The organism is Vreelandella piezotolerans (assembly GCF_012427705.1).
In the GTDB taxonomy this organism is placed as follows: Bacteria; Pseudomonadota; Gammaproteobacteria; order Pseudomonadales; family Halomonadaceae; genus Vreelandella; species Vreelandella piezotolerans.
In genome coordinates this window covers 1,279,363-1,300,737 of sequence record NZ_CP048602.1, presented here as the reverse complement: position 1 = coordinate 1,300,737, position 21,375 = coordinate 1,279,363, and the positions used below count along the sequence as shown (strand labels likewise).

General features: G+C 59.1%; 21 protein-coding genes and 2 tRNA genes. 12 read left to right on the top strand and 11 right to left on the bottom strand.

What is annotated here, in order from left to right:
• Nucleotides 1-42 precede the first annotated feature (42 nt).
• Entirely contained in the window at nt 43-456 is a 414-nt protein-coding gene (locus tag GYM47_RS06010; protein WP_139525562.1) for a DUF3617 domain-containing protein, read from the bottom strand.
• A gap of 160 nt (nt 457-616) precedes the next feature.
• Here GYM47_RS06010 and GYM47_RS06005 point away from each other — a divergent pair, with 160 nt between their 5' ends.
• The gene (locus GYM47_RS06005; protein ID WP_153842408.1) at nt 617-826 is read left to right on the top strand and encodes a zinc ribbon domain-containing protein; all 210 of its coding nucleotides are present in this window, start codon (nt 617-619) and stop codon (nt 824-826) included.
• Nucleotides 827-843: 17 nt separating this feature from the next.
• On the opposite strand, the gene GYM47_RS06000 is transcribed toward GYM47_RS06005, so the two are convergent.
• The 4 genes from GYM47_RS06000 to GYM47_RS05985 all read right to left on the bottom strand — a co-directional run bounded on the left by GYM47_RS06000 (nt 844) and on the right by GYM47_RS05985 (nt 5,006).
• On the bottom strand, nt 844-1,686 hold the full coding sequence (locus GYM47_RS06000) for an ABC transporter permease subunit (RefSeq protein WP_139525560.1): 843 nt from the start codon (nt 1,684-1,686) through the stop codon (nt 844-846).
• Nucleotides 1,683-2,594 carry an ABC transporter permease subunit gene (locus GYM47_RS05995; RefSeq protein ID WP_139525559.1) on the bottom strand — a complete coding sequence of 304 codons (912 nt, stop codon included), beginning with the start codon at nt 2,592-2,594 and terminating at the stop codon, nt 1,683-1,685. The genes GYM47_RS06000 and GYM47_RS05995 overlap by 4 nt, the downstream gene beginning before the upstream one ends.
• Before the next feature lie 31 nt (nt 2,595-2,625).
• Complete coding sequence (locus GYM47_RS05990) at nt 2,626-3,807, bottom strand: ABC transporter ATP-binding protein (RefSeq protein WP_139525558.1); 1,182 nt, start codon at nt 3,805-3,807, stop codon at nt 2,626-2,628.
• A gap of 95 nt (nt 3,808-3,902) precedes the next feature.
• Entirely contained in the window at nt 3,903-5,006 is a 1,104-nt protein-coding gene (locus GYM47_RS05985) for a polyamine ABC transporter substrate-binding protein (protein ID WP_153842407.1), read from the bottom strand.
• Between the two features lie 353 nt (nt 5,007-5,359).
• Between GYM47_RS05985 and ahpC the strand changes: the two genes are divergently transcribed.
• Nucleotides 5,360-5,923, top strand: coding sequence for an alkyl hydroperoxide reductase subunit C (gene ahpC, locus GYM47_RS05980; protein WP_139525556.1), 564 nt, complete (start codon nt 5,360-5,362; stop codon nt 5,921-5,923).
• Between the two features lie 179 nt (nt 5,924-6,102).
• Nucleotides 6,103-7,659, top strand: coding sequence for an alkyl hydroperoxide reductase subunit F (ahpF, locus tag GYM47_RS05975; protein ID WP_139525555.1), 1,557 nt, complete (start codon nt 6,103-6,105; stop codon nt 7,657-7,659).
• Between the two features lie 99 nt (nt 7,660-7,758).
• On the opposite strand, the gene GYM47_RS05970 is transcribed toward ahpF, so the two are convergent.
• From GYM47_RS05970 to hemA, 5 genes are read right to left on the bottom strand one after another with little or no spacing between them, the layout of a single operon-like run.
• Entirely contained in the window at nt 7,759-8,514 is a 756-nt protein-coding gene (locus tag GYM47_RS05970) for a HesA/MoeB/ThiF family protein (protein WP_153842406.1), read from the bottom strand.
• A gap of 4 nt (nt 8,515-8,518) precedes the next feature.
• Nucleotides 8,519-9,019, bottom strand: a complete 501-nt coding sequence (locus tag GYM47_RS05965) for an Lrp/AsnC ligand binding domain-containing protein (RefSeq protein ID WP_139525553.1) — start codon at nt 9,017-9,019, stop codon at nt 8,519-8,521.
• Between the two features lie 30 nt (nt 9,020-9,049).
• Nucleotides 9,050-9,898 (bottom strand): peptide chain release factor N(5)-glutamine methyltransferase, encoded by an 849-nt coding sequence (gene prmC, locus GYM47_RS05960; protein ID WP_153842405.1) that lies wholly within the window; start codon nt 9,896-9,898, stop codon nt 9,050-9,052.
• Entirely contained in the window at nt 9,898-10,986 is a 1,089-nt protein-coding gene (gene prfA, locus GYM47_RS05955) for a peptide chain release factor 1 (RefSeq protein WP_153842404.1), read from the bottom strand. Before prfA ends, prmC begins: the two co-directional genes overlap by 1 nt.
• On the bottom strand, nt 10,983-12,293 hold the full coding sequence (gene hemA / locus GYM47_RS05950; protein ID WP_153842403.1) for a glutamyl-tRNA reductase: 1,311 nt from the start codon (nt 12,291-12,293) through the stop codon (nt 10,983-10,985). The genes prfA and hemA overlap by 4 nt, the downstream gene beginning before the upstream one ends.
• Nucleotides 12,294-12,521: 228 nt before the next feature.
• Between hemA and GYM47_RS05945 the strand changes: the two genes are divergently transcribed.
• The 9 genes from GYM47_RS05945 (at nt 12,522) to GYM47_RS05905 (ending at nt 19,923) form a co-directional block, all read left to right on the top strand.
• A complete protein-coding gene (locus GYM47_RS05945) occupies nt 12,522-14,315 on the top strand; it encodes a tetratricopeptide repeat protein (protein ID WP_153842402.1) in 1,794 nt (597 codons plus the stop codon).
• Nucleotides 14,316-14,401: 86 nt separating this feature from the next.
• Entirely contained in the window at nt 14,402-15,052 is a 651-nt protein-coding gene (gene lolB / locus GYM47_RS05940) for a lipoprotein insertase outer membrane protein LolB (protein ID WP_153842401.1), read from the top strand.
• Nucleotides 15,053-15,110: 58 nt separating this feature from the next.
• The gene (gene ispE, locus GYM47_RS05935; protein WP_153842400.1) at nt 15,111-15,971 is read left to right on the top strand and encodes a 4-(cytidine 5'-diphospho)-2-C-methyl-D-erythritol kinase; all 861 of its coding nucleotides are present in this window, start codon (nt 15,111-15,113) and stop codon (nt 15,969-15,971) included.
• Nucleotides 15,972-16,001: 30 nt separating this feature from the next.
• A tRNA-Gln gene (locus tag GYM47_RS05930) sits at nt 16,002-16,076 on the top strand.
• A gap of 59 nt (nt 16,077-16,135) precedes the next feature.
• Nucleotides 16,136-17,077, top strand: a complete 942-nt coding sequence (locus GYM47_RS05925; protein WP_026001771.1) for a ribose-phosphate pyrophosphokinase — start codon at nt 16,136-16,138, stop codon at nt 17,075-17,077.
• Between the two features lie 96 nt (nt 17,078-17,173).
• Nucleotides 17,174-17,815, top strand: a complete 642-nt coding sequence (locus tag GYM47_RS05920) for a 50S ribosomal protein L25/general stress protein Ctc (protein ID WP_139525546.1) — start codon at nt 17,174-17,176, stop codon at nt 17,813-17,815.
• 189 nt (nt 17,816-18,004) lie between these two features.
• A complete protein-coding gene (pth, locus tag GYM47_RS05915; protein WP_153842399.1) occupies nt 18,005-18,586 on the top strand; it encodes an aminoacyl-tRNA hydrolase in 582 nt (193 codons plus the stop codon).
• Between the two features lie 104 nt (nt 18,587-18,690).
• Complete coding sequence (gene ychF / locus GYM47_RS05910; protein ID WP_139525544.1) at nt 18,691-19,782, top strand: redox-regulated ATPase YchF; 1,092 nt, start codon at nt 18,691-18,693, stop codon at nt 19,780-19,782.
• Between the two features lie 64 nt (nt 19,783-19,846).
• A tRNA-Met gene (locus tag GYM47_RS05905) sits at nt 19,847-19,923 on the top strand.
• A 79-nt stretch (nt 19,924-20,002) separates the two neighbouring features.
• Here GYM47_RS05905 and GYM47_RS05900 read toward each other — a convergent pair.
• Nucleotides 20,003-21,307, bottom strand: coding sequence for a M18 family aminopeptidase (locus GYM47_RS05900; RefSeq protein WP_153842398.1), 1,305 nt, complete (start codon nt 21,305-21,307; stop codon nt 20,003-20,005).
• Between the last annotated feature and the right edge of the window lie 68 nt (nt 21,308-21,375).

Below are 21,375 nucleotides of genomic sequence, written 5' to 3'. Positions count from 1 at the left end.
AGTGGGCGCCCTTGGTGGTTTAGGCTATCGTAACGGGAGTGCTTATTCGCAGTTACCGATACGCTCGCCTTCGATCGTCGTGTTCATGGTCAGTTCGCCCATGGGCGACTGCGTCAGAATATCCACGGTGCCTTCGATCTGCTCACCCATGAAGCGCATTTCGCCATCGATGGTGGCTTCGCCACCCTCTGCGCGGCATACCATGCTGTAGGAGAGGCCATCGGCATTCATCTCTTGGTCCAGCAGCTCGCAGCCCTCTTCCTCTTCGATGAAACCGAACTCAGCGCCTTCCAGTTCTGCCTGGGTAATGCACTGACGCTCGGTTTCGGTTTGATCGGGAATCTGCATATCGCCACTGACGCTAGTTACGCTGACGAACTCCCACTCGCCGGGCGTCAAATTCGGTGTATCTGCCTGGGCGACCATTGGGAAGGCCGCTAGGGCCGCAACTGCCATGTATCGTTTCATCATCGCTCTCATCTCGCTAGGTGATTCGGGAAAACCCGCTGATATCCTACCTGATTCGCGCAGCAGGCGCCTGCCTGTAAAGCGCACTGCTACACTGAGTCATCATGTCCATGCTTCAGCCAGTGTAACGTTAAAAAGGGCAAACACCATGCAAGACGACGCGTTGATCCATCACGATTTTCACTGCCCTTATTGTGACACCCCGCTCACCTTCGTGATCGACATCTCACAGGGCAGCCATGATACCTGGGAAGATTGTCATCAGTGCTGTGCGCCCATCCAACTTCAAGCCATCGTTTCGCCGATGACCGGCGAGCTAGAAGCCGTCATCACCGGCCGTGATGACGACGTGCTCTAGCGGCGCTCGAACTCTATTCAAGCCCCTTCGGCCTGCTGCATGGCCGCCTGACGCTTGGCCTCGCTGCGGCGCATGAAATACCACGCCAGCAGCGTCGCCAACGACACCGTCAAAATGATCAACGTCGCCAACGCGTTGATCTTCGGCGACACGCCCATCCGTACCGATGAGAACACCACCATCGGCAGCGTGTTCGCACCCGGGCCCGACACAAAGCTGGCAATGACCAAGTCATCCAGCGAGAGGGTAAACGCCAGCAACCAGCCAGCGGCAAGCGCCGGGGAGATCACCGGGAGCGTCACGAAGAAGAACGTCTTGACCGGGGGCGAGCCCAAATCCATCGCCGCTTCCTCGATGGAGCGGTCCACTTCCCGCAGGCGAGCGGCGACCACCACCGCCACGTAGGCACTACAAAACGTAGTGTGGGCGATCCAAATGGTCGCCATGCCACGGTCAGCAGGCCAACCTATTAGCTGCGCCATTTGCACGAACAGCAGCAGCAGCGACAGACCGGTGATGACTTCCGGCATCACCAGCGGCGCAGTCACCATGCTCGAGAGTGCCGTTTTACCTCGAAAATGTCCGTAGCGGGTCATGACGAAGGCCGCTACCGTTCCCAGGCACACCGCCATGCTGGCGGCAAAGAAGGCAATTTTCAAACTGGTCCACACCGCCGACAAAATCTGCTGGTCGCGGAATAGCTCACCGTACCACTGGGTGGAGAACCCGGCCCACACCGTCACCAGGCGTGATTCGTTGAACGAATACACCACCAGAACGACCATGGGTAGGTACAAAAACAGCAGCCCCAGCACCAGCATCACGGTGGTAAAACTTGGGCGCCGATGCGATCTGATCATTCTTCAAGCTCCCGTGACTGGTAGCGGTGGAACCACACGATAGGGACGAGCAATAGCAGCAGCATGACCATGGCGAGCGCCGAGGCCACGGGCCAATCCCGATTGAGGAAGAACTCTTCCCACAACACCTTACCAATCATCAACGTATCGGGGCCGCCCAGCAGTTCGGGAATCACGAATTCACCGACCGCTGGGATGAACACCAGCATCGAGCCCGCAATGATGCCCCCCATCGAGAGCGGCAGCGTGACCTTCAAGAAGGTGTTGAATTTACGTGACCCAAGGTCCGATGCCGCTTCCAGCAGCGAATTATCCAAACGCGTCAGGTGGGCGTACAGCGGCAGCACCATGAACGGCAGGTAAGCGTAGACGATGCCTACGATCACCGAGAATTGCGTGTTCATCATCCGCAGCGGGGCATCGATGAGACCAAGCCCCATCAGCAGGTTATTGATCAACCCGCTATTGCTGAGAATGCCCATCCAAGCGTAAACCCGAATCAGAAACGACGTCCACGACGGCAGCATCACCAACAGCAGCAGAACCAGCTGCCAGCGCCCTGGCGCACGCGCCATGGCATACGCCATCGGGTAGCCAATCAGCAAACACACCGCCGTGGCAATGAACGCGGTTTTGATCGACCCCCAGTAGGCGGCCACATAGAGCGAATCGGACAACAGAAACAGATAGTTGCCTAAATTCAGAAAAATGTTGAGCGTTTGGTCGGCATACTCCACCAGCGGCCCATAGGGCGGAATGGCGATGGCCGATTCGGATAAGCTGATTTTCAGCACCAGCGCGAACGGGAGCAGGAAAAACAGCGTCAGCCACACCAGCGGAAGTGCAATCACGGCGCGACGGCCTAGCTGCATCCGCTTGATCACGCCTGAAACGCGAGATGGCGTCATAATAGGCAATCTCCTCTCATCCACCTGGGCATTAGCGGTTCAGCACGATAGCGCTGTGGTCTTCCCAGTAAACGTACACGCTATCCTCCCAGGTAGGGCGGTCGCCGCGACGCTCGGTATTGGCCATGCTGACCTTGATCATCTGCCCGGAGGTGGTGCGCACGTAGTAGAGCGAGTAACCACCCAAATAAGCGATATCGTCCACTTTGCCCGCTTCCCAGTTGTACTCACACGTTGGCTGTTCGCGGGTGAGCCAGATTTTCTCAGGGCGCAGCGCCGCCCACACCCGGCGATCGACCGCTTGGGTCGTAATACCGTGGTCGATATAGATTGGCCGAGAAAGCGCGGGTGATTCGATGCGGCAGTGATCGGCGGCGTCTTCGATGATCTCCCCTTCGAACAGATTCACCGTGCCAACGAATTCAGCCACCATTCTGCTCGCGGGGCTTTCGTAGATATCCACCGGTGAGCCCACCTGCTCGATCCAGCCGTCGGCCATGATCGCCACGCGGTCGGCCATGGTCATGGCTTCTTCCTGGTCGTGGGTCACCATGATGCAGGTGACGCCGACCTGCTCGATGATCTCGACCACCTCCAGCTGCATTTCGGTGCGCAGCTTTTTGTCCAACGCGCCCATGGGCTCATCGAGCAGCAGAAGCTTGGGTCGCTTGGCGAGCGAGCGTGCCAAGGCCACCCGCTGACGCTGACCGCCTGAGAGCTGATGGGGCTTGCGCTTGGCGAAACGCTCCATGTGCACCAGTTTGAGCATCTGAGCCACGCGCGTCTCGATGTCGGCTTTCGGCAACTTGTCCTGCTTCAAACCAAAAGCAATGTTTTGGGCCACAGTCATGTGCGGAAACAGCGCATACGACTGGAACATCATGTTGATGGGCCGTTTATGTGGTGGCATCTCGGTGATGTTCTCGCCACTCAGCAAAATGCGCCCCTCGCTGGGCGTCTCGAACCCCGCCAGCATGCGCAGTAGCGTCGACTTACCCGAGCCAGAACCGCCGAGCAAGGCAAAAATTTCGCCGCGCTTAACCTGCAAATTCACGTCATCTACGGCAAGCGCATCATCGAACCGCTTGCTCAAACGCTTGACCTCTAAAACGATATCCTCGGCAAAACGAGGCGTCTTACCCTGGGCGCGAGCCTGAGGAGGTACGGCAGACGAAGCAGAGGGAACGTCGTTCGACAGGGGCGTAGTGACCATTCGCCACTCCCATCAAAAGGCCCGAAAGACCGGGCGATAAAAGACAAACAGCGAGCCGGGCAGCTGCCCGGCTCGCCGTCAGACGATGATTGGCATTAACGTCCAGATTTGACGCGGTTCCAGGTGCGCGTTCGAGCACGCAGCAGCTCCTGGGGTTTTTCGACTTGGACGTAAAGGTTCTTCATTACGTCGGTCTCAGGGTAAATGGCCGGGTCGTTGATCAGCTCATCAGAGAGATACTCGTTAGCAGCCAAGTTGGGGTTGGCGTAACGCACGTACTCGCTGATCTCGGCAGCGATTTCCGGGTCGAGAATGAAATTGATGAACGCGTGGGCATTCTCAGGATTCGGCGCATCGGCCGGCACCGCCATCATGTCGAACCAAAGCGCAGCGCCCTCTTTCGGGATGCTATAGCCAATGGTGAAATCACGACCCGCCTCTTCGGCACGCGCAGCGGCCTGGAAGATATCGCCGGAGTAACCCGCCGCCACACAAATGTCGCCATTAGCGAGGTCAGAGACGTAGCGCGAGGAGTGGAAGTAAGTGATGTTGTCGCGAACGTTGGCAATCAGCTCACCAGCCGCTTCGATATCTTCGACGGTCTCGTTCAGCGGATCCAAGCCAAGGTACACCATGGCAGGCGATAGCATTTCATCGCCCGAATCCATCATCGATAGGCCACAGCCCGCTTCGCTCAGCTTAGTGGTAATCTCTGGATCGAACAGCAGTGCCCAGCTATCCAACGGAGCGTCGTCACCGAGAATGTCGGTCACTCGCTCGACGTTATAACCGATGCCGTTGGTGCCCCACATGTAAGGAACGGAGTATTCGCTGTCTGGGTCGATGGTTTCGAGATTGGCCATCAGCTCCGGGTCGAGGTTGTCCAGGTTCGGCAGCAGCTCATGGTTCAGCGGCTGGAAAACGCCCGCTTTGAGTTGGCGGGTAAAGTAGTACGTTGACGGCACCACCACGTCGTAGCCAGAACGGCCCGACAAGAGCGCTGCGTCGAGAATTTCGTTACTGTCGTACACATCGTACGTCACTTCGATACCGGTACGCTCGGTGAACTTCTCCAGCGTTTCCGGGGCGATATAGTCAGACCAGTTATATACCCGCACTTCCTCAGCGTGGGCAGCGGCAGCCGCTACGGCAAAAGAGATGGCCGTAACGGCCGCTGAAAGTTTTTGGATGTTCCCCATCTACCTGCTCCTAAAATGTAAAATTCACGTCACCACAGCCCACGGTCGGCAACCGACTGCTCTTTGAATGAAGGCGCTGTACGCCGACTCAACGCAGTTGAAAACAGCTTAGGCGATTCTCGCAACCGTGCGAATTTTGCGGTGCAGTGCCGCCTACCGCAAGAGCCACCGAAAAATTCTTGTATTAAGCGCCCACTGCCCCCACAACAAGTGTCGCGAAGGGTAGCCAAATCGTTCAATAGCCCACTTCTATTGGAAAGATTCATTTTTCCAATTTTAGCTATTAGTCGTAGCCCGCTACCATTAGCAACAACTTTTTTTACTGCCATTCACCCTTTATGGAGACGTTCTAAATGTCTTTGATCAACACTGAAGTAAAACCGTTTAAAGCCACCGCCTACCTGAACGGCGAATTTATCGATGTTACTGAAGCGGACCTGAAAGGTCAGTGGTCCATTTTCTTCTTCTATCCGGCTGACTTCACCTTCGTCTGCCCGACCGAGCTTGGCGATCTGGCCGACAACTACGAAGCCTTCAAGAAGCTGGGCGTCGAAATCTACAGCGTATCTACCGACACCCACTTTACCCACAAAGCATGGCACGACAGCTCTGAAACCATCGGCAAGCTTCAGTACCCGATGATCGCTGACCCGACCCTGCAAATTTCTCGCAACTTCGAAGTACTCATCGAAGAAGCGGGTCTGGCTGAGCGCGGCACCTTCGTCGTTGACCCCGATGGCAAAATCCAGATCGTCGAAATCAACGCTGGCAACATTGGCCGTAACGCCGAAGAGCTGCTGCGTAAAGTGAAGGCAGCTCAATACGTTCGTGAAAACCCGAACGAAGTGTGCCCGGCCAAATGGAAAGAAGGCGAAGAGACACTTGCCCCGTCTCTGGATCTCGTAGGCAAAATCTAACTCGCCTACCGCTGCCCTACCGGCAGCATGACACCCGGGCACTTGGCCCGGGTGTTCCGTTTAAGCACCCGTATCACCGCATCCCTGTTTTCCCTAGCGCCATTGGCTGCCCGACTGACTCGGCAGCGAGCGTTTTAGGTCGAGAACGACTTACTGCTGACTGCGAGGAAGCCACTGTCATGCTGGACGCCAATTTAAAAAATCAGTTGAAAGCTTACCTGGAAAAAGTGACTCAACCGTTCGAGATCGTTGCGTCCCTCGATGACGGTGCCAAGTCACGTGAATTACTGGGTCTGCTGGAAGATATCAGCAGCCTCACCGATAAGATTACTCTGCACACCGACGGGCAAGACAGCCGTACCCCGTCGTTTGCCATCAACCGCCCCGGAGAAGAGACCGGCGTGGTCTTTGCTGGCATCCCCATGGGCCACGAGTTCACTTCGCTGGTACTGGCGCTGTTGCAAGTGGGTGGCCACCCACCGAAGACCTCTCAAGCGCTGCTGGACCAAATCAAGGATCTCGACGGCGAAATGCTGTTCGAGACCTACTACTCGCTCTCCTGCCAGAACTGCCCAGATGTGGTCCAGGCACTGAACCTGATGGCAATCTTTAATCCGAAGGTGCGCCACGTCGCCATCGACGGTGCGCTGTTCCAGGATGAAGTCGAATCGCGCGAAATCATGTCCGTGCCCAGCATCTACTTGAACGGCAAGCCGTTTGACCAGGGACGCATGACCCTCGAACAGATTCTCGCCAAGGTCGATACCGGCGCTGCAGAACGCGAAGCGAAGAAGCTGAGCGAAAAAGCTGCGTTCGATACGCTCGTCATCGGCGGCGGCCCAGCAGGTGCGTCGGCAGCGATCTACTCCGCCCGTAAAGGCATCAACACCGGCGTTGCCGCTGAGCGCTTCGGCGGTCAAGTCGCCGATACCATGGGCATCGAGAACTTCATCTCCGTCACCCATACCGAAGGTCCCAAGCTGGTCAGCGCGCTCGAAGAGCACGTCAAAGAGTACGACGTCGACGTCATGAATCTGCAGCGCGCTACATCGTTCAAAGCAGCGGAGGCCGATGGCGGCCTGCACGAGGTCACCTTCGAATCTGGCGCGAAGCTGAAGAGCAAGACCCTGGTACTGGCGACCGGCGCCCGCTGGCGCGAAATGAACGTGCCTGGCGAACAGGAGTACCGCAACAAAGGCGTTGCCTACTGCCCCCACTGTGACGGCCCGCTGTTCAAAGGAAAGCGAGTGGCGGTCATCGGGGGCGGTAACTCGGGCGTCGAAGCCGCGATCGACCTGGCCGGCATCGTCGGTCACGTGACGCTGGTGGAGTTCATGGGCGAAATGCGCGCCGATGCCGTCTTGCAGAAGAAGCTGAAGAGCCTGCCCAACGTCGACATCGTGCTGAACGCTCAGACCACCGAGGTCACTGGCGACGGCAGCCGTGTCAACGGCCTGACTTACAAAGACCGCAATACCGATGAAGTGAAGAGCATCGCACTGGAAGGCATTTTCGTACAAATCGGCTTGGTGCCCAACACCGAGTGGTTGAAAGGCTCGCCCATCGAAATGTCCCCGCGTGGCGAGATCATCGTCGATGCCCACGGCATGACCTCGGTGCCCGGCGTGTTCGCCGCAGGCGATGTGACCACTGTGCCTTACAAGCAGATCATCATTGCCATGGGTGAAGGCGCCAAAGCGTCCTTGGGTGCCTTCGACTACCTGATTCGTCATTAAGCGAATGACTGGCTAAGAGGGCGGCCGTACCGCCCTACTGAGTTCGTTCCTTTGACGTGAAGACCGTGACGTCACGCCCGCCTCCCTGCGGGCGTTCTTTTATGCGCGGGCGCTACACACTGGGCAGGCAGGATCTCTCGGCACTTGGAAATGGCGCCACTGGCCGCTCAAGCCATCGAAGGTGGACAAGCCCTGATGTGACCTGCCCGCGCCACTGATCAGTTTGAACGCTTCGACCGCCTGGAAACAGCCGATCAGCCCCACCAGCGGGGCCATGACCCCGCTCTCCGCACAGCTCAACGTTTCGTCGTCACTATCGCCTGGCGGGTAGAGGCAGGCATAGCAGGGGCAGGCATCATCACGGGGATCAAACACCGCCAACTGGCCCGAAAAGCGAATCGCTGCACCGGAAATCAGCGGCACGCCCGCCCGCTGAGAGGCGGCATTGATGGCATAGCGACTGGAGAATCGATCGGTGCAGTCCAGCACTACGTCGGCCGAGGCCACCAAGTCCATGAGCGCCTCGCCTTCGGCATGTTGCTCGATCGCCACGACATGGCACTCCGGGTTGAGCGCCTGCATACGCTCCTTCGCTGAGCGCGCTTTGTTGACCCCCAGACTGGCTTGCTGGTGGGCAATTTGACGCTGTAAATTTGTCAACTCCACCTGATCCGCATCGACGATGGTGATCCTGCCAACGCCCGCCGCCGCCAGATAGAGCGCTACCGGCGAGCCGAGCCCGCCGGCACCAATGATCAGGGCATGAGCAGCACTCAGGCGCTCCTGGCCGCCAATATCGACCTCGGGCAGCATGATTTGGCGGCTATAGCGCAGCAGCGCCTGATCGTCCATCATCGCGTTACTTATCCTCAAACTCCTCGATATCGGGGATGTGCAGGCTAAAGCTCTCCTTTACCTCTTCCATCACCACGTAGCTTTTCGACTCTTTCACGCCGGGAAGGGTCAGCACTACATCGCCCAATAGCTGACGATACGCGGCCATTTCGGGAATGCGGCACTTCAAAATATAGTCGAACTGCCCAGAGACCAAGTGACACTCCTGAATCTGCGGCAGCTTCTCGACCGCTCGGCGGAACTCGTCGAACACCGTCGGCGATTGGGTTTCCAGACTAATTTCGACGAACACCAGCAAATTCGCCTTGAGCGCCCGGGGATCGAGAATGGCTTGGTAGCCGCGGATGATGCCCGCTCGCTCCAGGCGTTTGACACGCTCCAAACAAGGGGTTGTGGATAACCCAACTTCCGAAGCAAGGTCTACATAGGAGATACGTGCGTTTTCCTGCAGACAGCGCAGAATCTTCAGGTCGATACGGTCCAGCGTTCTATTTTTTGGTTTCATGGCAGGATCCAATACTGATGAATCAGGCAGTTATTCGAGATGCCCCAGGGTAACCCGTTCATGGCCGCCGATGTCTTGTACGCTTTCAACGTTTTGATAGCCCGCCTGCATCAATGCTTGGCGAACGCAGGCAGCCTGCTGGTAACCGTGCTCTAGCGCCAGCCAGCCGCTGGGAGAAAGAAACGCTTGGGCAGCGATGATCAGATGCATCAAGTCCGCCATGCCATCCCCCTCGGCCACCAGCGCCGAACGGGGCTCGAAGCGCACGTCACCCTCGGACAAATGCGGGTCGTCGGCGGCGATGTAAGGCGGGTTACTCACGATGATATCGAATGCATCGCCGTCAGGCGGCACTCCCAGCGAAGCAAACCAGTCGCTCAGCAAAAAAGTTGCGTTAGCGATGTGCAGTGTCTGAGCATTGTGAGTGGCAAGCGACACTGCCTCCGGCCGAACATCGACCCCAATGACTTGCCACATCGGCCGCTCACTGGCAAAGGCCAGCGCGATAGCCCCGGTGCCCGTCCCCAAATCGAGCAGCCTGCCGCTGGGCGCTTTGGCACGCGCCAGCACGACGTCCACTAGCGTTTCGGTATCGGGACGGGGGATCAGCGTAGAGGGCGAGGTGGCTAGCGGCAGGCCCCAAAACTCGCGCTCTCCGGTCAAGTAAGCCACCGGCTGTCCCTGAGCACGCGCGGCGACCAAGGCGTCAAAGCGAGCATGCTCCCAGGTGGGGCATTCGCTATCGCCCCAAGTGTATAGCCACGTGCGGCTGCGGCTTGCAGCGAATGCCATCAACACCTCAGCATCGATCCGTGGCGATGGCGAACCGGCGCGCTGCAACCGCTGGGCAGCGCTCTTCAGAAGGGCGTCGAACGTCATCAAGCGTCCTGCAGCGCCGAGAGCTGTTCTGCTTGGTACTCGTGAATCAGAGGCTCGATGACGTCGTCCAATTGCTCGCCGCTCACTACTTCGGTCAGCTTGTAGAGCGTCAGGTTGATCCGGTGGTCGGTAATGCGCCCTTGGGGGAAGTTGTACGTCCGGATTCGCTCGCTGCGATCCCCCGACCCTACCAACGAGCGGCGAGCATCGGCCTGCTCCTGGCGCTGTGAATCCACGGCGTTGCGTTTGAGCTTGGCGGCCAGCAGCGACATCGCTTTGGCACGGTTCTTGTGCTGGCTACGCTCTTCCTGGCACTCCACCACCACGCCGGTGGGCAGGTGGGTAATACGGATCGCGGAGTCGGTGGTATTGACGTGCTGACCACCGGCACCGCTGGAGCGGTAGGTATCAACCCGCAAATCGGCCGGATTGATATCGATATCCCCCACCTCGTCCACCTCGGGCATCACCGCGACGGTGCACGCTGACGTGTGGATACGCCCCTGCGATTCGGTTGCCGGTACGCGCTGCACCCGGTGAGCGCCCGACTCGAACTTGAGCCGCGCGTAGACGCCTTCACCCTTCACCCGGGAGATGACTTCTTTATAACCGCCCTGCTCGCCGTGGCTGGCACTGACGACTTCGACACGCCAGCCACGCTTTTCCGCATAGCGGGAGTACATGCGAAACAGATCGCCCGCAAAAATAGCGGCTTCGTCCCCGCCAGTACCTGCACGCACTTCCAAAAAGACGCCGCGCCCATCGTCGGGATCTTTCGGGATCAGCAGGCGCTTGAGCTCCACGTCGAGCGTTTCCAACTGCTCGCGGCCTTCGATGATCTCCATCTCGGCCAGCTCGCGCATGTCGGGGTCGCTGTCGCGGCTGAGCTGCTCGGCGTCGGCAATGCTCTGTTCCACGTCGAGATAACGCTTCCACGCGGCGACCAGCTCTTCGAGTTCGGCGTACTCACGGGAGTAGTCGCGAAAGCGCTGTTGATTGTTGATCACCTCAGGATCCGACAGCAGCATGGCCAGCTCTTCGAACCGGTCGGAAAAGCTGTCTAAACGTTGGCGCAAAGTCTCTTTCATGCGGGCGTATCATCCTTCTGGCGTTTTGCCGAGGGCGCAGGCTGCTCGAAGGCGGGCTTCGGTGGTAGCAGCAGGCGCGGCGCGGCGCTGAGCAAATCGTGGTTTTCCTGGGCAGCCGCTTCGCGAATGGTCAGCGTCGGCTGATGCATGAACCGGTTAGCGAGCTGGTGCGCCAAACGCTCGACCACTTTGGCGGGGTCTTCGCCTTTGGCCAGACGCTCCAACGCCTGGTCGCGGGCTTGGTCGCGCAGCGATTCACCGTGACGCCGAAAATCGCGAATCACTTCGCCCCCATTGCGTACCCGCCGCTCCTGCTGCCAGCTCCCCACGCCGTGTTCGATCAGCGACTCGGCTTGGTCGGCCGCAACCTGGCGATGACGCCGGTTCTCCTCGATCACCTCTTCCAGGTCATCGACGGTATACAGGAACACGTCCGCCAGCTCCCCCACTTCCGGCTCGATATCCCGGGGCACGGCGATGTCTACCATGAAGACCGGGCGATGGCGGCGCTTCTTCAGCGCCCGCTCGACCATGCCCTTACCCAGAATCGGCAGCGGCGAGGCGGTGGACGAGATGACGATATCGGCACGCTCCAAGGCGTCGGGAATTTCCGGCAGGGTAATCGCCGTGCCTCCGAGCGAAGAGGAGACCCGTTCGGCACGTTCACGGGTACGGTTGGCAACGGTGAGCTGACGTACCCCCGCCTCGTGCAGGTGGCGAGCCACTAGTTCGATGGTCTCCCCCGCACCTATCAATAGCGCATTGGCGCGACTGAAATCATCGAAAATGCGGCTGGCCATGCTAACGGCGGCATAGGCCACCGACACCGGGTTCTTGCCGATTCCGGTTTCGGTGCGTACCTGTTTGGCCACGGCAAAGGTGTGCTGAAAAAGCCGCTCCAGCTCGCCACCCAGCCCCTTGGCCTGGCGCGCCTGCTGGTAAGCCTCTTTCAACTGACCCAGAATCTGTGGCTCGCCCAACACCATGGAGTCCAGCCCAACGGCCACGCGCATCAAGTGACGCGCGGCATCGTTATCGTGGTAGTGGTAGGCACAGCGGGTAAGCTCTTCCACACGCAAATTATGAAAACGGCCCAGCCAGTCCAATACGGTTTGCTCACCGGCGGCATCCGTCACACAGTAAAGCTCCGTGCGATTACACGTCGAAAGTACCGCTGCTTCGCTGATGTGAGGCAGGCTGCGCAGCTCGGCCAGCGCGCTTTCTAGCTGCGTTGGCGTAAAAGCCACCTGCTCGCGCACCGCGACGGTAGCAGTACGATGATTGATTCCCAGGGCAAGAAGCGTCATGGGTTATGCGTCTTCGCTAGTGGATCGGTCGTCACGTCACTGTCGGTCATTGTTTCTTGGCTTGCTGATACAAGTCTAAGAGAGCAGCTTTGTAAGTGAATTGCGCTGACTCGGCTCTTTTTCAAGGAGAGTCATTCTATCACAGCCGAGCATCTTCTGGCGCACACCACTTTGCCGCAGGCAGCCAAGCCGCTATGCTGAACACTCGGCCACTTGATCGAGATACGCATGCCCCATCGCGCAACACTTCTGGGTATTCCCCTTTCGTTTTCGGGTTTTCCACTGTACCCCCTGGCCGCCATGCTGATGTTGAGCGGCTGTCAGCTCTCGCCCTCGCTGCTGGGTAACGACGCGCCATCTCGTGTCGATGATCCCATGGCATCGGCGCCCCCCATCACACGCGGCTTGGATGCCGCAGGCTTGAGCACCCTGCTGGCCGCCGAGCTGGCCGGGCAGCGAGGCGACTACCGCTATGCTGGGCAAGGCTATCTCGACGCCGCGCAGCGCTATACCTCGCCGGGGCTTGCCGAACGCGCCACGTTTGCTGCTCGGTTTGGTAACGACGCGGCGTTGATGGAAAGCGCCGCGCTTCGCTGGCGTGAGCTCGATCCACAAGCAGAGACGCCCAACCGCCTGTTAGCGTCGCTGTCGCTTCAGCGTGGCGATTGGCTCGACAGCCTTGAGCAACGACTCGCCATCGCCAGGGCTGGCGGTAACGGTGAGATCGCCACCTTTGCCGAAATCGCTGTAGCGGAAGAGGCACCGCTACGCCTGCTAGCCCAGCAGTTACGACGCTACCTCGGCGAGCCCGACGCCGCCCAGCGCGAGTTTCATAGCGATGTGCTGCTAGGTACCGCCTTGATCGAAGCCGCCCTAGGAGAAACGCAAACGGCGCAGCGCTACTTGAACGAGGTGGAGCAACAAGCCCCCGAGTCATCCGCGCTATGGCTTGCCAAAGCCCGTCTAGCACTTGAAACCGGCGACCACCGTGGCGCACAGCGAGCCGCCCAGCAGGGCTTGAACCTTGCCCCGGACGACGTGCGATTCATCCTCATGCTGGCTCAGGCAGAAATCCGGCTCAACAACATTACCGCCGCCGAGGAGCAAACCAACGCGCTTCTCGATAGTCATGGCGGCAACCAGGAACTACGTATTGCTCTCGCACAGCTTTATTTAGAAGAGGGACACAGCGAGCCCGCCTATCGGCTGCTGCAACCATTGATTGGTCAAGAGAACGTCCCAAACCTCGTCTACTTCCTGATGGGTGCCATTGCGCAGTCTCAAGATGAAGTCGACAATGCCCTTCTTTACTATCGACAAGTGCAGGAGGGCAACGAGTTTCTTCCCGCCAGAGCCGCAGCGGCCAACATGCTGATCGACGACGACCGCCTGCTGGACGCCCGCGCCTTTCTGCGCATCGAGCGTATGCGCCACGATGCTTACTTTGGCGACTTGGTACGGCTAGAAGTACAGCTGCTCGACGAGCTCTCACGTCAAGAGGACGCCACGGCGTTACTGAATCGTGAACTCACCCGCACGCCGGATGACACCAGCCTTCTTTACATGCGTGCCATGCGCGCCTGGGAGAGAGGTGATTTGGCCGGCATGGAGCAGGATTTACGTCAGATCCTGCGCACCGAGCCCAACAATGCCGATGCGCTGAACGCGCTGGGCTACACTCTGGCCGATCTCAATATTGCTGGCAGGCTAGAGGAGGCCCGCGACCTGATCGAGCGCGCCTACGAGGCCGACCCTAATAACCCCGCAGTACTCGATAGTATGGGGTGGGTATACTTCCGACTTGGCCAGCCCAATGACGCACTCGCGTGGCTGGAGAGTGCCTACGCCCAAATGCCCGACCAAGAAATTGCCGCGCACCTCGCCGAGGTTCTGCACTCGCTGGGACGTAGCGATGAAGCGCGAGAGCTCATCGAGCGAATTCTTCAGCGCGCGGCGTATCACCCGCAAATCGATGATTTGCTAGAACGCCATCCTGAACTTAGGCCCGTACGCGCGCCCTAAGGCTTACGCTTGGCGGGCGCACTAGCGCCCGCGCGCTCTCTTAATCGACAGCCACCTTTGTAAATAGCAATGACATGGAGCCAGTTATGTTGACCTCTTTTTTGCACCGCGCCCCCTCTAGCACGCCCTCTTGCTACCGCGCTGCACGCTTATGGGTAGCGGCTCTGGCCATCGCCACCCTGGCAGGCTGTGCCAGCCAATCGCCGGTCGATGAGAGCGGCCGCCAAGCAGGGCAATGGGAACGCCAGCAGGCCGAGGTCGAAGCGTTCGACACCTGGACCCTGGTAGGTAAAGCGGGACTGCGTACCCCCCAGGAGAACACCAGCGCCAACCTGGACTGGAACCAAACACCCTACTATTTCCGCATGCTGATCAGCGGTCCCTTCGGCGGTGGCCGTAGCGTACTGGAAGGCCGTGAAGGCCGCTTCTCGCTGACCACCAGCGAAGGCCGTTTCGAAGCCGAAACGCCAGAAGCCTTGATGGAAGAGCAGCTTGGCTGGTCGCTGCCGGTGCGCGCCATGCCCGACTGGGTGCGCGGCCTGCCCGGCGATCACGCCAGCTACCAGCTAGAAACCGACGAGCTGGGTTTTCCGAGCTTCTTGCAGCAGGATGGCTGGGAGATCGATTACCGCGACTGGGAGCAGGCAGAAGGCATGTGGCTGCCGCGCCGTCTAGTGATGAACTATGGCGACGTGCGTATTACCCTGGTCGTCAATCAGTGGCAGGCGTCACAGTAGTCTTCTCGGGCTGGCCTAGCGCCAGCCCTTTTCATACGCTTAGCAGTAGAGAGACGGCATGTCCGCAACACCCCAAACGCTTACCCTACCCGCTCCCGCCAAGCTGAACCGTATGCTGCACATCGTAGGGCGCCGCCCAGATGGCTACCACGAACTGCAGACGCTGTTTCAATTCATCGACCTATGCGACTACCTGAGTTTCACGCTGCGCCAAGATGGCATCATCGAACTGACCACACCGATAGCGGGAGTGGCCCACGATGACAACCTGATCGTACGGGCAGCCACCTTACTGCAGCAGGCCAGCGGCACCCACTTAGGCGCGACGATTTCCATCGAGAAGCGCCTACCAATGGGCGGCGGCTTGGGTGGGGGCAGCTCCAACGCCGCCACCGCACTCAAAGGGCTCGACCGGCTCTGGCAGCTTGGACTGGGCGATACGCACCTGGCCGAGCTCGGTTTGGCGCTGGGTGCCGACGTGCCGGTTTTCGTTCGGGGCCGCAGCGCCTGGGCAGAAGGCGTCGGCGAAAAGTTGACGCCCGTGACTCTCGACACCCCATGGTTCGTGGTCATTCACCCCGGCATTAGCGTCTCGACCCCGGCGATCTTCCAAGACTCGGAATTGACACGCGACAGCCTCCCCATTACTATGGCGCGCGCACTGCAGGGGGGAGTAGCCGAGTGGCGTAATGACTGCGAGGCGACCGTCAAAAAACGCTACCCGCACATCGCGGAAGCACTTGACTGGCTCGCGCAGCATGCACCTAGTCGACTGACGGGCACAGGCGCCTGTTTGTTTGCCGCTTTCGAGTCGAAAGAGGCAGCGCAAACGGTGGCTGAATTGGCTAATCGGCGCTGGCAAGCGTGGGTAGCGCGCGGACTCAACACCTCTCCCCTACAAGATGCTCTGGGCTGCTGAAAGCGCCCGGTCATCGCATTAGGTTATTGCTGGGGTATCGCCAAGTGGTAAGGCACCGGTTTTTGGTATCGGCATTCCCAGGTTCGAATCCTGGTACCCCAGCCAACGCTAATGTTGATCTGCGTTTTCTCCCCTGATCCCCAACACTGCAAAGGTGGCTGCGCGTGTCAAAATTGATGGTTTTCACCGGGAACGCCAATCCCGAACTCGCTCAAAAGATTGCCGAGAGCTTAGACAGCCGGATGGGTAACGCCACGGTGGGTCAATTTAGCGACGGCGAAATCGCGGTCGAGATCAATGAGAACGTGCGTGGTAAGGATGTCTTCATCCTGCAATCCACCTGTGCCCCGACGAACGACAACCTGATGGAACTGATCCTGATGGTCGACGCTCTGCGTCGCGCCTCAGCGACCCGTATTACGGCAGTGGTTCCCTATTTTGGCTATGCCCGCCAGGACCGTCGTGTACGCTCCGCCCGTGTTCCCATCTCCGCCAAAGTCGTGGCGGACATGATGGTGAAAGCAGGCGTCGACCGCGTTATGACCATGGACCTGCACGCTGACCAAATCCAAGGTTTCTTCGACGTTCCGGTCGATAACGTATACGGCTCACCGATCCTGCTGGACGACATTGAGCGTCAGAACTACGACGATCTCGTGGTCGTCTCTCCTGACGTTGGCGGCGTGGTACGCGCCCGTGCCATTGCCAAGCAGCTCAACGCCGATCTGGCGATCATCGACAAGCGTCGCCCCCAGGCTAACCAAGCCCAGGTGATGCACATCATTGGTGAAATCGAAGGCCGCACCTGCGTGGTCGTCGATGACATGATCGACACCGCCGGCACGCTGTGTAAAGCCGGTGAAGCCCTGAAAGACCACGGCGCTGCGCGCGTTGTCGCGTACGCCACGCATCCGATCTTGTCCGGCCCTGCGGTCGACAACATTACCAACTCTGTACTGGACGAGGTTGTCGTGACCGACACCATTCCGCTCGCCGACCACGCGCGTCGCAGCGGAAAAATTCGCCAGTTGAGCGTTGCTGGCCTGATTGCGGAAGCCATTCGCCGCGTCAGCAACGAAGAATCCGTCAGCGCGATGTTTCACTAACGCCTGACGTTATGAGCCCCCACTTGGGGCCCTGGAAACGTCGTCGTCTGGTCGCGGGCGGCGGCGTTTCCTTACTTAAACCAAGAGGCAAATTCCATGTCTGATTTTATCCTGCAAGCCAGCGTTCGTAACGACCTGGGGAAAGGTGCGAGCCGCCGCCTGCGTCGTGCGAACCAACAAGTACCGGCCGTTGTATACGGCGGTGAGAAAGGCGCTCAGTCGATCTCCGTAGAAAAAACGGCGTTCTACAAAGCGATCGAAGACGAATCCTTCTTCTCCTCTGTCATCAAGCTGGTGATCGACGGTAAAGAAGAGCAAGTGGTCGTTCGTGACCTGCAGCGTCACCCGTTCAAGCCGCTGCTGACCCACGCTGACTTCCTGCGTGTTGACGCTACTCACGAAATCACCATTAACGTGCCGCTGCACGTGGTGAACGAAGAGAAGTGTGTCGGCATCAAAGACCAAGGCGGCGAACTGCACGTACTGGCCAACGAAGTGGCCATTAGCTGCTTGCCGAAAGATCTTCCGGACTTCCTGGAAGTGGACATCAGCAAGGTCGAGCTGGGCACGACTCTGCACCTGTCTGACCTGACCCTGCCGGCCGGCGTCACCTCCGTTGACCTGTCCCATGGTGAAGAGCACGACAACGCCATTCTGAGCATCACCAAAGTGAAAGTACGCGGCGATGACGAAGAAGAAGGCGAAGGTGAAGGCGACGCAGAAGACAGCGCCGAGTAAGCCTGGTTAAAAGTGCTGCCAGCCAGCGCTGCCTGGGCCACGCTCGCATGGCCCAGGGATGTTAAAATCAAGCGCTTCGGCGCTTGATTTTTTTTTTGCGGCATGAGGCTCGATAGCCTCAGGCAGCCGCCTGCCAAGGCAGCTCCGTCACACGTCGTCATATCTTCCAGAACCGTTGGAGGTGGGAAAATGAGCCAGATAACGGCCATTATAGGACTGGGCAACCCAGGGGCTGAATACGACGCCACCCGACACAACGCGGGCTTTTGGCTCGTCGACGCCATTGCACGCAGCGCCCACACCGAATTGCGTCCTGAAAAAAAGTTTTTAGGGCTCTACGCCAAAGCCCGTGTGGGTGACCATGAGCTGCATTTGCTCAACCCCACCACGTTCATGAACCGTAGCGGTGCGGCGGTCGCCGCGCTTACCCAATTCTTCAAATTGACCCCGGAGAACCTGCTGGTCGCCCACGACGAACTCGACCTTCCCCCGGGGCAGTCACGTTATAAAACCGGCGGCGGACACGGCGGCCACAACGGGCTGCGCGATATCATCAGCGCCCTGGGCAACCAGAAGCAGTTTCACCGCCTGCGCATTGGGATTGGCCACCCGGGCGAAGCGAAGCAGGTGGTCAATTACGTGCTGGGCCGCCCGGGCAAGGCCGAACAAGAAGCCATCGAGCGCTCGCTGGACGAGTGTCTGGCCACGCTGCCCCTCGCGCTTTCCGGCGACTGGGCTAAAGCCATGAACCGCCTGCATAGCGTAAAATAGCGGCACGTTGTCGGACTCTATCACCCCGCGTTACGAACGCACTCTTTTCACACCGGGCAGACGCAGCAACGGTTGCGCCGCCCTAGCGGTCAGGAAGTTATTTTATGGGCTTTAACTGCGGTATCGTCGGCCTACCCAACGTAGGCAAATCCACGCTCTTCAATGCGTTGACCAAGTCGGGCATTGATGCCGAGAACTTTCCGTTCTGCACCATCGAACCCAACGTCGGTATCGTGCCGATGCCCGACCCACGTCTGGACAAGCTGGCGGCCATTGTGAAGCCTGAAAAAGTGCTGCCCACCACTATGGAGTTCGTGGACATCGCGGGTCTTGTCGCAGGCGCCTCCAAGGGAGAGGGCCTGGGCAACAAGTTCCTCGCCAACATTCGCGAAACCCAAGCGATTGCCCACGTGGTGCGCTGTTTCGATAACGACAACGTCATCCACGTCGCCAATCAGGTCGATCCCCGCGCCGACATCGAGACCATCAACCTCGAGCTCGCCCTGGCCGACCTGGACACCGTCGAGAAAGCCAGTCAGCGCTTGGTGCGCGTGGTGAAAGGTGGTGACAAAGACGCCATTGCCACCAAAGCCGTGCTGGACAAGATTCAGCCGCATCTGGCCGAAGGCCAGCCGCTGCGCAGTTTTGGGCTGGACGAGGACGAGAAGCGTCAGGTAAAAAGTTTCGGCTTCTTGACCCTCAAGCCCACCATGTACATTGCCAACGTCAATGAAGACGGCTTCGAGAACAACCCCTACCTGGACATCGTCAAAGAGATCGCCGCCGAAGAAGGTGCAGTCGTCGTGCCGGTGTGCAACCAGTTAGAAGCCGAAATTGCCGAGCTGGATGACGAAGAGCGCAGCATGTTCCTGGCCGACATGGGCATGGAAGAGCCGGGACTCGACCGCGTGATTCGCGCGGGCTACGCCCTGCTGGGCCTGCAAACCTACTTCACCGCCGGTGTGAAAGAAGTGCGCGCCTGGACCGTGAAACAGGGCGCTAGCGCGCCGGAAGCCGCCGGTGTGATTCACACCGATTTTCAGAAAGGCTTCATTCGCGCCGAGGTCATCGCCTATGACGACTACGTCGCGCTAGGCGGCGAACAAGGTGCCAAAGACAACGGCAAATGGCGCTTGGAAGGCAAAGAGTACATCGTCAAAGATGGCGACGTGATCCACTTCCGCTTCAATGTATAAGCGAGAAAAGAAACAAATGCTTGACGGGCGGCGTGCCTCTGGGTAATATTCGCCCCCGTTGAACGGCTACGTAGCTCAGCTGGTTAGAGCACATCACTCATAATGATGGGGTCCCCTGTTCAAATCAGGGCGTAGCCACCAACACCGAATACCGCTAGCAATAGCCAGGCCCGCTGACTCAGTCAGCGGGCCTTTTTCGTTTTTAAAATGCTGATCAATATTACGCAAGCGCCGGGCGGTTCAAGAAGACCGTCAGCGCACGGGTCAGGTAATCCACGTCTCGCGTACCGGACGTTTCACGAATCGAGTGCATCGCCCACTGGGGCAACCCGACGTCGATGGTCGGCACGCCCACTTCCGTGGCGGTAATCGGCCCTATGGTGCTACCACAGCCCATATCCGCCCGTGTGACGAACGACTGTACGGGCACATCTGCTTCGCGACACACGTCCCGGAACAGCGCGCCGGTGACGCTATTGGTGGCGTAGCGTTGGCTGGCGTTCACCTTGATCACCGGGCCGCCGTTAATGGCCGGACCGTGACGTTCATCGTGTTTGTCGCGGAAGTTTGGATGCAGCGCGTGGGCGTTATCGCAGGAAATCATCAGCGACGATTGAATCAGCTGAATCAACGACTCCTCGCTGCCACCGCCCACCTGGGCATTCAAGCGTTTCAGCACGTCGCTCAAGAACGGCCCCTGGGCACCGCACGCGCTGGCACTGCCCACCTCCTCATGGTCATTCGCCACTAGCAGCGCGCCCTGACTACCATCGCTTTCCAGCAGCGCTTCCAGGCCCACGAAGCACGAAAGCAGGTTATCCAGCCGCGCGCTGGCCAGCAGCTCCTTGCGCAACCCGACCAGTGATGGCGGCTGAACGTCGTAAAAACCCAACTCGAAATCCACCACCTCGACCGCGCGTAGGCCGTGCTGCTCTTCCAACCACTGCCCCAGCAGTTCGTGCAGCTTGGCGGTATCGCTCTGCATCAGCACCGGCGCCATCTGTGTTTGCGGATTGATCGAGCGCCCCGCATTTACATCGCGGTCCATATGGATCGCCAAGCTCGGAATCATTGCAATCGGACGCGCCACGTTGAGCAGCACGCTCTCCAAGCGGCCATCGGCATGGCGCACGTGAACGCGGCCCGCCAAGCCCAAATCGCGGTCAAACCAGGGGGCCAATAGCACGCCGCCGTACACCTGCACGCCCAACTGCAGCCAACCCGCTGAATATTGGGTGGCGTTGGGCTTCAAGCGCAGCCCTGGGCTATCGGTGTGAGCACCCAGCATGCGCAGGCTGGTCAGCTTACCAGCGGGCAGCTGAAACGCGATCACCGACGAGTCGTTGCGCGTCACGTAGTAGCGCTTTCCTGGCGACAACTGCCAGTTCGCGGTCTCTTCCAGGCGCGCAAAGCCCGCCTGCTCCAAACGCTCGACCATGCGTTGGGTCGCATGCCATGGCGTGGGCGACTGCTGCAGAAAATCGCACAGCCGCGTTAAACGTTCCGCGTTGAAAGCCTCGGACATGGAATTCCTCATAACAGTAATGATTGAGTCTCACAGGGGAAATGACCTGCTACAATGCTCCCTCGGCC

Bases quoted from the DNA above. Each gene is read 5' to 3' on its own strand.
- GYM47_RS06010 (WP_139525562.1), bottom strand. From the start codon at position 456: ATGGCAGTTGCGGCCCTAGCGGCCTTCCCAATGGTCGCCCAGGCAGAT.
- GYM47_RS06005 (WP_153842408.1), top strand. From the start codon at position 617: ATGCAAGACGACGCGTTGATCCATCACGATTTTCACTGCCCTTATTGT.
- GYM47_RS06000 (WP_139525560.1), bottom strand. From the start codon at position 1,686: ATGATCAGATCGCATCGGCGCCCAAGTTTTACCACCGTGATGCTGGTG.
- GYM47_RS05995 (WP_139525559.1), bottom strand. From the start codon at position 2,594: ATGACGCCATCTCGCGTTTCAGGCGTGATCAAGCGGATGCAGCTAGGC.
- GYM47_RS05990 (WP_139525558.1), bottom strand. From the start codon at position 3,807: ATGGTCACTACGCCCCTGTCGAACGACGTTCCCTCTGCTTCGTCTGCC.
- GYM47_RS05985 (WP_153842407.1), bottom strand. From the start codon at position 5,006: ATGGGGAACATCCAAAAACTTTCAGCGGCCGTTACGGCCATCTCTTTT.
- ahpC (WP_139525556.1), top strand. From the start codon at position 5,360: ATGTCTTTGATCAACACTGAAGTAAAACCGTTTAAAGCCACCGCCTAC.
- ahpF (WP_139525555.1), top strand. From the start codon at position 6,103: ATGCTGGACGCCAATTTAAAAAATCAGTTGAAAGCTTACCTGGAAAAA.
- GYM47_RS05970 (WP_153842406.1), bottom strand. From the start codon at position 8,514: ATGATGGACGATCAGGCGCTGCTGCGCTATAGCCGCCAAATCATGCTG.
- GYM47_RS05965 (WP_139525553.1), bottom strand. From the start codon at position 9,019: ATGAAACCAAAAAATAGAACGCTGGACCGTATCGACCTGAAGATTCTG.
- prmC (WP_153842405.1), bottom strand. From the start codon at position 9,898: ATGACGTTCGACGCCCTTCTGAAGAGCGCTGCCCAGCGGTTGCAGCGC.
- prfA (WP_153842404.1), bottom strand. From the start codon at position 10,986: ATGAAAGAGACTTTGCGCCAACGTTTAGACAGCTTTTCCGACCGGTTC.
- hemA (WP_153842403.1), bottom strand. From the start codon at position 12,293: ATGACGCTTCTTGCCCTGGGAATCAATCATCGTACTGCTACCGTCGCG.
- GYM47_RS05945 (WP_153842402.1), top strand. From the start codon at position 12,522: ATGCCCCATCGCGCAACACTTCTGGGTATTCCCCTTTCGTTTTCGGGT.
- lolB (WP_153842401.1), top strand. From the start codon at position 14,402: ATGTTGACCTCTTTTTTGCACCGCGCCCCCTCTAGCACGCCCTCTTGC.
- ispE (WP_153842400.1), top strand. From the start codon at position 15,111: ATGTCCGCAACACCCCAAACGCTTACCCTACCCGCTCCCGCCAAGCTG.
- GYM47_RS05920 (WP_139525546.1), top strand. From the start codon at position 17,174: ATGTCTGATTTTATCCTGCAAGCCAGCGTTCGTAACGACCTGGGGAAA.
- pth (WP_153842399.1), top strand. From the start codon at position 18,005: ATGAGCCAGATAACGGCCATTATAGGACTGGGCAACCCAGGGGCTGAA.
- ychF (WP_139525544.1), top strand. From the start codon at position 18,691: ATGGGCTTTAACTGCGGTATCGTCGGCCTACCCAACGTAGGCAAATCC.
- GYM47_RS05900 (WP_153842398.1), bottom strand. From the start codon at position 21,307: ATGTCCGAGGCTTTCAACGCGGAACGTTTAACGCGGCTGTGCGATTTT.